This window comes from Hanamia caeni (genome assembly GCF_003721595.1).
Lineage (GTDB): Bacteria > Bacteroidota > Bacteroidia > Chitinophagales > Chitinophagaceae > Ginsengibacter > Ginsengibacter caeni.
Genome location: NZ_RJJR01000014.1, coordinates 92,577 through 105,892, shown reverse-complemented (window position 1 = coordinate 105,892; position 13,316 = coordinate 92,577). Strand labels below are relative to the sequence as shown.

General features: G+C 40.5%; 12 protein-coding genes. 9 read left to right on the top strand and 3 right to left on the bottom strand.

Annotated features, from left to right (window positions below; genetic code table 11):
• The first annotated feature begins 39 nt into the window (after positions 1 to 39).
• Positions 40 to 699: an NAD-dependent epimerase/dehydratase family protein gene (locus tag EFY79_RS16320; protein WP_123121794.1), complete on the top strand. Its 660-nt coding sequence runs from the start codon at positions 40 to 42 to the stop codon at positions 697 to 699.
• Between the two features lies 1 nt (position 700).
• Positions 701 to 1,207: a uracil-DNA glycosylase family protein gene (locus EFY79_RS16315; RefSeq protein ID WP_123121793.1), complete on the top strand. Its 507-nt coding sequence runs from the start codon at positions 701 to 703 to the stop codon at positions 1,205 to 1,207.
• A gap of 64 nt (positions 1,208 to 1,271) precedes the next feature.
• Here the strand turns inward: EFY79_RS16315 and EFY79_RS16310 are convergent, their stop codons facing one another.
• Positions 1,272 to 1,862: a TMEM175 family protein gene (locus tag EFY79_RS16310; RefSeq protein ID WP_123121792.1), complete on the bottom strand. Its 591-nt coding sequence runs from the start codon at positions 1,860 to 1,862 to the stop codon at positions 1,272 to 1,274.
• A gap of 279 nt (positions 1,863 to 2,141) precedes the next feature.
• On the opposite strand from EFY79_RS16310, the gene EFY79_RS16305 reads away from it, so the two are divergent.
• The 6 genes from EFY79_RS16305 (at position 2,142) to EFY79_RS16280 (ending at position 8,919) form a co-directional block, all read left to right on the top strand.
• On the top strand, positions 2,142 to 2,492 hold the full coding sequence (locus EFY79_RS16305; RefSeq protein ID WP_123121791.1) for a DMT family transporter: 351 nt from the start codon (positions 2,142 to 2,144) through the stop codon (positions 2,490 to 2,492).
• A gap of 190 nt (positions 2,493 to 2,682) precedes the next feature.
• A complete protein-coding gene (gene proB / locus EFY79_RS16300) occupies positions 2,683 to 3,717 on the top strand; it encodes a glutamate 5-kinase (RefSeq protein WP_123121790.1) in 1,035 nt (344 codons plus the stop codon).
• Between the two features lie 38 nt (positions 3,718 to 3,755).
• The gene (locus EFY79_RS16295) at positions 3,756 to 5,000 is read left to right on the top strand and encodes a glutamate-5-semialdehyde dehydrogenase (RefSeq protein WP_123121789.1); all 1,245 of its coding nucleotides are present in this window, start codon (positions 3,756 to 3,758) and stop codon (positions 4,998 to 5,000) included.
• A gap of 141 nt (positions 5,001 to 5,141) precedes the next feature.
• Positions 5,142 to 6,293 (top strand): glycerate kinase, encoded by a 1,152-nt coding sequence (locus EFY79_RS16290; protein ID WP_123121788.1) that lies wholly within the window; start codon positions 5,142 to 5,144, stop codon positions 6,291 to 6,293.
• Between the two features lie 2 nt (positions 6,294 to 6,295).
• Positions 6,296 to 7,246 carry a D-2-hydroxyacid dehydrogenase gene (locus tag EFY79_RS16285; RefSeq protein WP_123121787.1) on the top strand — a complete coding sequence of 317 codons (951 nt, stop codon included), beginning with the start codon at positions 6,296 to 6,298 and terminating at the stop codon, positions 7,244 to 7,246.
• Between the two features lie 209 nt (positions 7,247 to 7,455).
• Entirely contained in the window at positions 7,456 to 8,919 is a 1,464-nt protein-coding gene (locus EFY79_RS16280) for an alpha-L-fucosidase (RefSeq protein WP_199727558.1), read from the top strand.
• Positions 8,920 to 9,023: 104 nt separating this feature from the next.
• On the opposite strand, the gene EFY79_RS16275 is transcribed toward EFY79_RS16280, so the two are convergent.
• Entirely contained in the window at positions 9,024 to 11,618 is a 2,595-nt protein-coding gene (locus EFY79_RS16275; RefSeq protein WP_199727557.1) for an ABC transporter permease, read from the bottom strand.
• Between the two features lie 84 nt (positions 11,619 to 11,702).
• Complete coding sequence (locus tag EFY79_RS16270) at positions 11,703 to 12,404, bottom strand: ABC transporter ATP-binding protein (protein ID WP_123121887.1); 702 nt, start codon at positions 12,402 to 12,404, stop codon at positions 11,703 to 11,705.
• A gap of 163 nt (positions 12,405 to 12,567) precedes the next feature.
• Between EFY79_RS16270 and EFY79_RS16265 the strand changes: the two genes are divergently transcribed.
• Positions 12,568 to 13,281, top strand: a complete 714-nt coding sequence (locus EFY79_RS16265; RefSeq protein WP_233578039.1) for an arylesterase — start codon at positions 12,568 to 12,570, stop codon at positions 13,279 to 13,281.
• Positions 13,282 to 13,316: the final 35 nt, after the last annotated feature.

Below are 13,316 nucleotides of genomic sequence, written 5' to 3'. Positions count from 1 at the left end.
TTTATTTCTTACGACCTTCATTGTCATAAATAATAAAAGATGAACCCGATTAAAGTGATTATCACCGGCGCAACAGGCATGGTGGGCGAAGGAGTTTTATTTGAATGTTTGCAGAACGAAAAAGTATCAGAAATATTAATTATTTCGCGAAGGCATTATGATTTACAGCATCCAAAACTTAAAGAATTATTAGTCCCCGATTTCTTTCAACTTCAACAATACAGCGAAAATCTTAAAGGATACGATGGCTGTTTTTTCTGCGCAGGAGTTTCATCAATTGGAAAAAATGAAGAAACTTTCAGGCACCTTACTTATGACGTAGCGCTGGCGTTCGCAAAATCTATCCTGGCATCGAATCCGAAAATAGTTTTTACTTATGTTTCAGGAGCCAAGACAGACAGATCAGAAAAAGGAAAAATAATGTGGGCGCGGGTAAAGGGAAAAACGGAAAACGATCTTGCTGCCTTACCATTTAAAGCAGAATACAATTTTAGGCCGGGCATTATGCAGCCTTTTGAAGGGCAAAAAAACTGGAAGCCCATCGTGAAACTTTTGGTAAAAGCGCTAAAATTTATTGTGCCGAAAAGTGTATTAACTCTGCAGGAAGTAGGTAGGGCAATGATTAACGCAGTCACGATTGGTTATCCTAAAAATGTTTTGGAAATAAAAGATATTAAAGAGCTTGCAAAAAATAACTGAGATGGACGAAATTGAAACGCATCCTTTTAAAGCTTTTGTTCCTGAGAACGCTACGGTGCTTATTGTTGGAAGTTTTCCCGGAAGAGATATTACGCATAGAAAATTGTCAGACGACGAATGGTTTTATGGAACAAAAAGAAACCAGTTCTGGAAAATTATTTCCGGAGTTTATAATGAGGAATTATTGACAAAAGCAGGCAAGCAAAAGCTTTTTGAAAAACACGGAATTGGTATTGTTGATATTTTTTTACGAATAAAAAGAAAAGGCAACAACAATACCGACAGCAACCTGGAAATAGTGGAATACAACGATAACGCAATTGAAAAAATTCTTGAAAATAAAAATATTAAAACGATTTTCTTTACCAGCCAGTATGTTGGAAAAAGTTTTCTAAAGCGATTTCCCAAAACAGAAAACTGGAAAAATCTGCCTTCTCCTTCTCCAAGATTTGCAAGGATGAGCCTTGAAGAAAAGATAAAATTTTACAAAGAACAGTTGCCCGCTTAAGCAGAAAAATTTAAAAAAATTCATGAGATTTAAAGCGCGTATGCAATAGAAATAAAAAAACATCTTATTCTGCTGTCGAATTATCCTGAATTCTTTTTTCAATTCTTTTGTCAGGAATAAACCAGATGCAGGCTACCACAATATAAAGTCCAAAGCCAAACCATGGATTTAAAAAAGTAAGCGCAATCCCTGCCACATAAATTAAAATTGAAACCTTTCCTTTGGTATCACCACCAATGGATTTGCCGAGTAAGGAATCTTTTCCATGAAGTTGAATTAAATAGTGAATAAGAACCGGATAAGATAAAGCGCATAACAGCAAAACCACTCCATATAAAGCGACCGGCGAAGCGCTGAAATGATTTTCACCCATCCAGGCCGTTACAAAAGGAATTAATGAAATACAAAATAAGAGAAGCATATTACTCCACAACACTTTACCATTCACATGCTTCACCGATTGCAGCATGTGGTGGTGATTGTTCCAATAAATGCCCACATAAACAAAACTCAGAATGTAGCTGATAAATTTAGGCAAGAGCGGTTTTAAATCTCCGAAGGTGGCCCCTTCAGGCGCATGCAATTCCAAAACCATAATGGTGATAAGAATTGCGAAAACCCCATCACTAAAAGCTTCCAGTCTTCCTTTGCTCATTTTTTTGATTGAAAAATAAAGAATTTATCGAAAATAGCTTCCATAAAATTAAGAAGGGAAAATGTAAGAAAATGTTTGGAAACTTTTTTTACGGTACATGAGTTTTGAACTCAGTTACAAATCTGAAAGGGAGTTGTCTGCAGTGAACGGATAAATAGGTGGAAAATTTATTTCAATAAATAGAAAATCTTTTCTAAATAAAAAATTTGACTTATAATTTGATGCAATTCAGCAAGGGAAGACTTTTTTAAAATAAATTTGGGCATTAGAAAATACAAAATGAGTGTAAACTGGATATTATTAATTATCGGCGGATTGTTTGAAACCTGCTTTGCCGTCAGTTTGGGAAAGGCCCAGCAATCTTCGGGAAAAGAATTATGGCTTTGGCTTTTGGCTTTTGCCATTTCAGTAAGCCTGAGCATGTTGCTCCTTTTCAAATCCATGGGCGGAGAAAAAGCAATTCCGGTGGGTACTGCTTATGCGGTGTGGACGGCAATCGGCGCGATTGGTACGGTTATAGCCGGCATTATTATTTTTAAAGAGCCGGTAAATTTCTGGAGAGTTTTTTTTCTGTCGACACTGGTTATCTCGGTAGTTGGCTTGCAGATGGTAAGCAGCCATGCTGCATAGTGTATGGCTTATTGATTACTCGTTAAAGAATTTCAAACTTATCTCATTTTGCAAATTATCTCACCATAACTTCTGCAAAAAATGATTTTCAAAACTAACGGGAAGGTCTTTTTCCAGGTGATAAAATCTTTTTATTTCTAAAAATCTAATTCCACATTTTTAATTATCACGTAATCAATATTTTTGCCGGATGCAAAAGCAGGTAATTGTAATTAAGCTGGGCACCGCTTCGATAACAGATGAGCAAGGAGTGATTCGTAAACCGGTAATCAAAAAAGTAGCAGCAGGAATTGCGGAGCTGTCAAAAACTTATCATGTAGTATTGGTTAGCAGCGGCGCCGTGGGCAGCGGTAAAGCTTTTATTCAGCATTACAAAGGAACATTAAGCGAAAGAAAAGCCGCAGCCGCAATCGGCAACCCGATATTAATTCAACTTTATCAAAAATATTTTTCTGATTATAAAATACCGGTGGCGCAGGCGCTTTGCGAACGCCATCATTTCAGTAACCGGTCACAGTTTGTACAACTGAAAGAAACCTTCGAAGCCTTTTGGAACAATGGGATTCTGCCTGTAGTAAATGAGAATGATTTGGTAAGTAATGTTGAATTAAAATTCTCCGATAATGATGAGCTGGCTACCCTGATAGCAATTGGTTTTAATGCGCAAAGCCTTATCATCTGCACTTCAGCAGGCGGATTTTTGAATGATAAACAGGAAATCATTTCTGTTGTCCCAAAAATCGACAGCACCATAATGAGCTATGTAAAAAAAGGAAAAAGTACGCTTGGCCTTGGTGGAATGGTTTCCAAGCTCACTTTTGCAAGGCTGGCGGTTTCCCTCGGCATACAGGTAATTATCTGCAGCCTCTCTGGCGACAATCCTTTTACCGATGCGCTTTTGGGCAAAAATGGCAGTTTGTTTAAGGCGCAAAACAGCAACCTGAAAGCACGTCAAAAATGGCTTGCCAGCGGCAGTATAACTATTGGCAGCCTCACGGTTGATAAAGGAGCTGTAAAAGCACTGGAACAACGCCGAAGCTTGCTCACAGTTGGCGTTACACAGGTTCAGGGTAAATTTGCTGCAGGCGAGGTAGTACAAATTATGAATGATGAAGAAAAAATTATTGGCGTAGCAAAGGTGAAAATTGCTGCAGAATCTTTACGCCAGAGCCTGCACATAAAGCACATCATGGCAGCGCATGCGGATGATATTGTACTGTTTTAATTTTATTAAAAAAAGAAAATGTAATCAAATAACAAACAATGAAACCTATTGAACCGCTCATTATAAAAACGTATAAGGCTGCAATCGATTTACGCAACAGCACCGACAAGCAAATTAAGTCAGCACTGAAATCCATTGCCGACGGCCTTTTGCAGGAGGCAGCTACATTACTTAAAGCAAATGCAAAAGACCTGGCAAAGCAGGAGCCTGATAATCCGCGCAACGACCGTTTAATGCTGAATGAAAAACGGATAAAAAATATCGCCAACAGTATTCGCAACATTAGCAAGCTGCCCAATCCTGCGGGTATAATTTTGCAGGAAAGAACACTTCCAAATGGCTTGCAATTGCAAAAGATATCAGTACCTATGGGCGTCGTTGGCGCTGTATTTGAATCACGGCCAAATGTCACTTTTGATATCGCAGCCCTTTGCCTGCGCAGCCAGAATGCATGCTTGCTTAAAGGCAGCAGCGACGCGGATGAAACCAATAAGGTTTCTATAAAAATTATTAAAAATGCATTAAAGAAAAATAATCTGAACCCGGATTGCGTAACGCTTTTACCTTCTGATAGGGAGGCAGTGAAGGAATTATTTACAGCTACGCGATATGTGGACGTGATTATTCCCCGTGGCTCAGATGGCCTTATCCGCTATGTTCGACAAAACAGCCAGGTTCCGGTAATCGAAACAGGCGCCGGAGTTTGCCATATTTATGTAGAAAAAGAAGCGGATATTAAAAAGGCAGTTGATATCGTAGTGAATGCAAAAGTATCGCGGCCCTCTGTTTGCAACGCTGTAGATGCCATTTTGGTAGATGAAAAAATTGCCCCTGAGTTTCTCGAAAAATTAAAACCAAAAATGGAGGAGAATAGTGTTGAAATTTTTGCAGATAAAAAAGCATACAAATTATTGAAAGGATATCCCAGGCTTGAGGCCGCATCCAGTGACGATTTTGGGCGTGAATTTTTAAGCCTTAAGTGCGCAGTGAAAGTGGTGAAGGATACGGATGAAGCCTTGCAACATATTCAAAAATATTCTACGCGGCATTCCGAAGCAATCGTTTCGGAAAATAAAAAACAATGCGAGCGCTTTTTAAAAGAAGTGGATGCAGCGGCTGTTTATTCCAATGCATCCACGCGTTTCACAGATGGTGAAGAATTTGGTCTTGGCGCAGAAATTGGAATTTCTACCCAAAAGCTGCATGCGCGTGGGCCATTCGCCCTCGAAAAATTAGTAACAGAAAAATGGGTGATAAAAGGGAACGGGCAAATAAGAGGATAATAAATTTTTTTGCCTATACAAATGATTTCCGCGTTTTTTTTGATAAAGTATAAAATATAAACCGACATTATTTGTTCATTTACTGCTGTAGCTATAAGCGGTAAATTTTTCATTTTTTAAAAATTCGTTACCATTGCGGTTATGCACATCGTCATTGCTCCCAATGCTTTTAAAGGCAGCCTCTCGGCTGGACAAGTGGCTCAACACATCGCTGCGGGGTTGAAGAAAAGTAAGCTTACGTGTTCTTTAAAATTGATTCCCATAGCGGACGGCGGCGATGGCACAGCGCATCTTATATCGAAAAAACTCTCAGCAAAATCAATTAAAATTTTTGTGCACGATCCGTTGGGAAAAAAAATTCTTTCGGCTTTTGCATGGGAAAATAAAAGCAAAACGGCTATCATCGAGCTTGCTGACGCATCCGGCATCCGTTTACTGAAAAAAGAAAATCTAAATCCACTAAAAGCAAATACACGAGGTACTGGTGAACTTATTAAAGCCGCTTTAGATAAAGGCGCTAAAAAAATAATTATTGGAGTTGGAGGCAGCGCTACTGTTGATGGGGCCAGCGGGCTCCTGGATGAATTGGGTGTTCATTTTTTAGATAATTCAGGAAAAAAAATTACAGAGTTTCCCAAAGGATTATTAGCGCTCAATCGCGTTGACACCAAAGAGATTGACGCCAGGCTCAAAGAATGTGAAATCATAGTATTATGTGATGTAACTAATAAATTATTGGGTAAGAATGGCGCCGCTGCTGTATTTGGCCCGCAAAAGGGCGCTGATAAAAAAGCGGTGTCTTTACTTGAAAAATGCCTGCATCAAATGAACAAAATTGTACAAAAAGATGTGCAGTCAACAATGGATGCATACACTCACGGTGGCAGCGCAGGCGGCGTGGCAGCAGGCTTAGCGGCATTTGCCCATGCGAAGTTGGTAAGCGGCATCTCTTATTTTTTGGATGTCGTGCAATTTGAAAGGGATTTAAAAAATGCCGACCTGGTAATCACTGCAGAAGGCAAAGTAGACAGCCAGACACTGGAAGGAAAAGGCCCCTTTGGCGTGGCTCAAAAAGCGTTGCAACATGCAATTCCTGTTGTCATTTTAGCGGGCGCGGTTCCGGTAAACTTTAATAAAGAGCTGCACCAATTTTTCGACGCTATATTTCCGATAAGCAATGAGCCAGCCCGGCTTGATGAAGCTATTTCAAATACTGCGTCAAACCTGGAGCGCACAGCATTTGAAATAGGGAATTTGCTGGCATTGAATATTTTCAAAAGAAAAAATAAGTAAACATGAAAATTGTAGTATTAGATGCTTTTGCAATGAACCCCGGGGATTTAAGTTGGGAGCAATTAAAAAATCTTGGCGATACAGATATTTACGACAGGTCATTGCCGGAAGAAAGCCGCAAAAGAGTATCCCATGCAGAAGTGATACTGACCAACAAAGCGCTCGTGAACAAAGATATCATGGAGGCAGCACCGAATCTTAAATACATCGGAGTGATGGCTACGGGGTATAATGTGGTAGATATAACGGAGGCGCATAAACGAAATATTATTGTAACGAATGTTCCTGCTTACAGTACAGCTTCCGTGGCGCAACTCACTTTTGCTTTTATTCTTGAACTTGCGAACCACACTGCTTTATATGCTCAGAGTGTGAAAAACGGCGATTGGGTAAGGAGTAAAGATTTTAGCTATCATTTGAAGCCCATAATGGAATTGCAAAATAAAACTTTAGGTATCATCGGGTTTGGACAGATTGGACAAAATGTTGCCAAAATTGCGTTAGCCTTTGGAATGAGGGTCATTTCTTCCCACAAACATCCTGAAAGAAATAAAATGGAAGGCGTCACTTTTGTTGATGAGAAAACATGTTTTAAGGAAGCGGATATTGTAAGCCTTCATTGCCCGCTAACCCAGGACAATTTTGAATTTGTAAATAAACAACTGCTCGCCACCATGAAACCAAAAGCATTTTTGGTGAATACCAGCCGCGGCGGATTGGTGAATGAAAATGACCTTGCTGAAGCGCTGAACCACGAAACTATTACTGGCGCTGCATTAGATGTGCTTTCTACGGAACCGCCTTCAGCAAATAATCCGCTTCTTCATGCAAAGAATTGTTTGATTAACCCACACGTAGCATGGGCTACTTTCGAATCAAGAGCCCGGCTTATGGATGTAGTGGTGAATAATATCGAATCATTTCTGAAAGGAAAACCTGTAAACGTAATTTAAAATACTTTAAATATTCTTTTTAAATTTCTTCAGAAGCGGGTGTGGGCCTTCTTTTTAGAAAGCCAAGCCACTATCCTGAAATTTTATTGTGGTACAGTAAAACAATAAATATTTCCTTTTTTTTATTCTGAATAAAAAATCTAAAAGCATTTAAATTCCCGTTAAAAACTTATCTTGAATTTTCATTTAATCTCAAATAAAATTTAGTAATGAAAATGTTCCGGCCTAAAAATTTGTTAGCTGCTTTCTTATTAATTATTTCAGTAAATGCGTTTGGCCAATACGAACCAAACTGGAAATCTCTCGACGCGCGAAAAGTGCCTGAATGGTACACCAATGCTAAGTTTGGCATTTTTATCCATTGGGGCGTGTATTCCGTTCCGGCTTATGGAAAAAAAGGAACTTATTCGGAATGGTACCAGCATGCTTTGCGTGAAGGAGATTCAGCAACCGTTAAATATCACAAAGAAAATTTTGGCGACCGCAGCTATTATGACCTTGCACGCGATTTTAAAGCCGATTTATTTAATCCTGATGAATGGGCAAACCTGATTGAGAAGTCAGGCGCAAAATATGTGGTGCTCACTTCCAAACATCATGACGGGTTTTGTCTGTGGCCCAGCAAAGAAGCGAACAGGGATTGGGGTTTCCCCTGGAATGCAGAAGTAGTAGGCCCTCACAGGGATTTGCTGGGCGATCTTTTTAAAGCCATCCGCAAAACGTCAGTACATCCGGGCATGTATTATTCTTTATACGAATGGTATAATCCATTATGGGTAAATAATAAAAATGAGTTTGTAGAATTGCATACGTGGCCGCAAATGAAATACCTGATTACTACTTACAAGCCGGATGTTTTTTGGACAGATGGCGGATGGGATGCGCCTGATACTACCTGGAAAGCAGAACAATTCCTTGCATGGGTTTACAATGAAAGTCCCGTAAAAAACAGCGTGGTAACTTTTGACAGATGGGGTCGCGGCGTCCGCTTTCATCATGGAAGCGTTTATACGCCGGAATATCAGCCTGACAAGGATTTTGAAGGTCATGCATGGGAAGAAAGCCGCGGAATGGGTCACAGCTATGGTTATAACAGGGCGGAGGATGCGTGGGATTACAATTCTACCCAGTCGCTGGTGTTGCAATTAATTGATAAGGTGAGTCGCGGTGGAAATTTTTTATTAGACATTGGCCCTGATGCACACGGAAAAATTCCACCCATTATGCAGGAAAGATTGTTGCAGATTGGCGATTGGATGAACATCAATTCTGAAGCTATCTACAATACGCAGCGATGGAAAACGCCTTCACAATGGAGCGCCGGCAGGCAGGATTATAAAATGAAAAAAGGAGATAATGATCTCTTGCTGAAGCTCACAATAGATCCCGATCCGGGTTATGCAGTGAAAGAAATATTTTACACTTACAATGCTTCAACCAATTCGCTGTATGCTATTTTCCCCAAATACCCGGCTGATAGGAAATTGATTTTGAAAAATATACAACTGCCCAAAGGCACTGGCATCACATTTTTATCAACTAAAGGCAAACTCCAATGGAAACAGCAAGGCAAAAATGTAGAAGTGGCGCTGCCTGCTTATGATCCTGAAAAAATAAAAGCGCCTTACGCCTATGTTATAAAAATTGCGAACTATGGAAGATTTACAAAGTGATGCTTTTGCCGGAACTCTTAAAGAGTAAAGCGACAGTAAAGCAATAAATTTTGTATTTTTTTTCTATACCAGAGGTGACACCTTTTGAAAAGGTGTCACTTCTATTACACCTCCTGCCTCAACACTTCCAGCGGTGGCCGGTTCAATAATCCAAAACTATTTATTAATCCCGTTATAACGGTTAAGGCACACACGATTATTCCTAAAATTAAAACCGGAACCAGGTTAGGATGAAAAGAAGTTTCGAAAAAATAATGCGCCAAAGCCCAGCTTGCGGCAACCGCTAATATAATTCCGGTGAGCGCGGCAAGGGTGCCGAGAAAAAAATATTCAAGCGCAGTGATGGCAAATATCTGTTTGCGGCTGGCGCCGAGTGTGCGCAGCAACACGCTTTCCTGCAAACGTTGGTATTTGCTGATGAGTACCGAAGATATTAAAACTACGATGCCGGTGAGGATGCTAAAGCCACCCATAAAACGGATCACGAAACCAATTTTTTCCATGATGGCATTTAAAATATTTAAGATCAATCCGAGATCAATGATGGACACATTCGGATAATGTTGCACCATTTGCTGTTGAAATTTTGCAGACACTTCCTGTGACGGCACTTTGGTCAATATCACTTCATATTGTGGCGCATCGTCAACAACCCCTTTCGGAAATACTACCAAAAAATTAGTACGGATGCGGCTCCAGTCTATATCTCTCATGCTTCCCAAAACGGTGTTCACCATCACGCCCTGCACATTAAAAGTAAGCGTATCGCCAAGAGAAAGGCCATTTCTTTCCGCATAATTTTCTTCAAAGGAAATTGACGGGAGGCCTTTTGCAGGCGCAGTTCCGGCCCATTTGCCTTTCGTTATTTTTTCTGTAGACGTTAGCGAATCGCGGTAGGTGACACGGTATTCCCTCGAAAAAAGATGCCGTGAAAGTTGATGCGAAGAATCTTCTTTTACATCCGAAGCGGAAATACCATTCACTTTTTCGAGCCGCATATTTACAATCGGAATCATTTCCTTTACCGGCATATCAAATTGCTTCACAAGCCCTGCCACACCTTCTTTTTGGCTGCTTTGAATATCAAACAAAACCATATTAGGCTGGTTTTCCCCCGCCGCAATCGTAACACGGGTAAGCAAAATAGATTGTATAAAAAACAAAGTGCTGATGAGCGCGGAGCCCAGCCCGATAGCAATAATTAAAATGGTAGTCTGGTTGTTGGGCCGGTATAAATTGGCCAATCCCTGCCGCCACAAATAGCTCCATGAAGAAGGGAAAAATTTTTTAACCAGCCATGTGAGCGAGCGTGCAATGGCAGCAAGAATAGCCAAAGCTGCAGCAATGCTCACCGTGAAATAGAAAGCGTTTTTGGCATTACCAATTTGCATCCATGAAAATCCATACACAAATAAAATGATGAGAAGATAGATTCCCCACTTTAGAAAATCTTTTCTATTGGTTATGGGTTCAAAGGAAGCGCGAAGAACCTGCAATGGTGATATTTTCCGGATAGAAATTAAAGGCAGTAATGCAAACAAAACGGAGATTATTGTTCCCAAAATAATTCCCTGTATAACGGCGGTCCATGAGATGGTAGTGGTAATTGCAACAGGAAGAAAATCCTTTAGGATAAAAGGCAAAAATTGTTGGACGACAACACCTAAAACTGCACCCACCAAAGAGCCGATAAAACCAACAGACACGATCTGCAAAAGAAAAATAATAAATGCCTGCGATGCCCTTACTCCAAGGCACCTGAGGATGGCGATGGAATTTATTTTTTCTTTTACATACACATGCACAGCGCTCGCAACGCCCGTACAACCCAGCAACAGCGCGATAAAACCTACCAACGATAGAAACTTAGTAAGGTCACTGAATGAGCGCCCCGTATCTTCTTTCTGTGTTTGAATGGTGTCGTAATTATAATCGCTTTCTTCAAGAGTAGGTTTTATCTTGCCGACTAATTTTTCGTCATCTACCTGATGAGGAAATTTGATAAAATAATGGTAACTGATGCGGCTGCCTTTTTGCATCAGGTTGGTGGCTTTCAGGTAGCGCAATGGAATATAAACAACCGGCGCAATGGACGAAGAAAAACCGGTTTGCCCGGGAGCGTTCAATAATTTACCTGCAATGGCAAAAGTCACTTCACCTACTTTTATGGAATCGCCTACTTTAGCATTGAACTGTAACATCAGCGTTTCATCCACCAGGGCCTGTTGCTGGTTTCTAAATGAATTGCCGGCAGAAACAGGTTCGGTTTCCAAAGATCCATAATAAGGAAATTGTCCGCTGAGCGCACGCACCTGCACCAATCTTGTTCCGTTGTTTTTGGGAAACAAAATCATGGAAGCAAAATTTCTTTGTTCAGATTGTGAGCCTCCCAGCGAGTCCAAAAGGCCTTGAATATTTTGCGGTGCCGGCTGGTTACCTGAAATCTCCAAATCAGCGCCCAGCAAGGCTGCTGCCTGGTTGTTGACTTCGTTACTTAAATTATTTCCCAACGAATAGATGGCTACCAGGGCAGCAATTCCTAAGATGATAGAAGAGATAAAAAGGAACAGTCTTGAACGGTTTCTGCGACTGTCGCGCCATGCCATTTGCAACAGCCAGCGGAAATGAAGCGAGTCAGGATTTCGGGTTATTTGCCTGCCTACCGGCGAGGTAGACTTATTTAGTGATTGTTCCTGCATTTATTCATTTTAATCGTTCAATGTAGGGGCCACCCTTGCGGTTGCCCTAACCCTTTTGGGCAGGGGTGAACCCGCACCCTACCATCATTTGAATGAGTTCATTTTTTTGGTAAGTTCATCAGAAAAAATTTTGCCACCTTTTAAATGGATGATGCGTTGCGTAAGTGCCGCCAGTTCATCATTGTGCGTTACCAAAATCAACGTAGTTCCGGCTTCGCGGTTTAGACCAAAAATAAGATCAACGATTTTATCACTGGTTTCTGCGTCCAGATTTCCGGTAGGTTCATCTGCAAATAAAATAGAAGGGCGATTGGAAAATGCACGCGCAATAGCAATGCGCTGTTGCTCGCCGCCACTCAATTGTGCAGGATAATGATGGCTTCTTTTTGAAAGGCCCACCTTGTCCAAAAATTCCATTGCTCTTGCCCGCACTTTTTTTTCGCCCCGAAGCTCTAAAGGAACCATTACATTTTCAATCGCTGTTAAAGAAGGCATTAATTGAAAATTCTGAAAGATAAAGCCAACATAGCGGTTTCTTATGGAGGCCAGTTGGTCTTCATTCAGATTTTCCAGGTGATTTTGTTGAAGCTCCACACTTCCGGAAGTTGGCTGGTCAAGGCCGGCACATAAACCAAGCAAGGTTGTCTTACCACTCCCCGACGGGCCTACAATAGCCATTGAAGCGCCTGCCTCTACAGAAAAAGAAATATCATCCAAAACGGTCAAAAGGTTGCCGCCGCTTTTATAATTTTTGCTTACATGTTGAAGAGAAAGAATCGTCTGCATTTTGTTATTTTTCAAATTACTTCAGATGAGGCCAGTAAGAGCAATGAATTTTTTCAATCATCACTGATTATTTTAAAACAACTTTAAAAATACAGCAGGGTATCTTTGTGCAAGTTGAAATTACAAATGAAAGTATTTAAAAAATTATACAATCTGTAACGGGATGAAGAGTTATAAAAATATTACCAAAAGATTAATGGAAAGCGCCAATATTTATTTCCTGGCTACTTTGGTTTTCACTCTCCTTTCCTGTAATAATAATTCCAAAGATACCGCGCAGCATATTCAGGAAGAGGTAAAGAATAATGCCGCTGATTCTTCCGCTCAAAAGAAAACGATTTTATTTTTTGGCAATAGTCTTACTGCAGGTTATGGCGTAGATCCTTCGGAAGCTTATCCGGCGCTGATACAGGACAAAATAGATTCTTTGCATTTGAATTATAAAGTGATAAATGCGGGCGTAAGCGGCGAAACTACATCCGACGGCAACAGCCGTGTTGACTGGATATTAAAACAGCCGGTTGATATTTTTGTTCTTGAGCTGGGAGGAAATGACGGGCTGCGCGGAATTCCATTATCCGTAACTGAAAAAAACCTGCAATCGATTATTGATAAAGTAAAAGCAAAATATCCTGGCTCAAAAATTATCCTTGAAGGTATCCAGATACCGCCCAACATGGGCCAGGATTACACCACTCAATTTCGAAAAATATATCCGCAACTTGCATCCAAAAATAAAATTGAGCTTATTCCATTTTTACTAAAAGGCGTTGGCGGCGATCCGAAATTGAATCAGCGTGACGGTATTCATCCCACCGCAGAAGGCCATAAGATTGTTGCAGAAAACGTATGGGAGGTTTTAAAAAATAATCTATAAATTCTGTAACATTCTGATAGGTGTACGATAGCAAC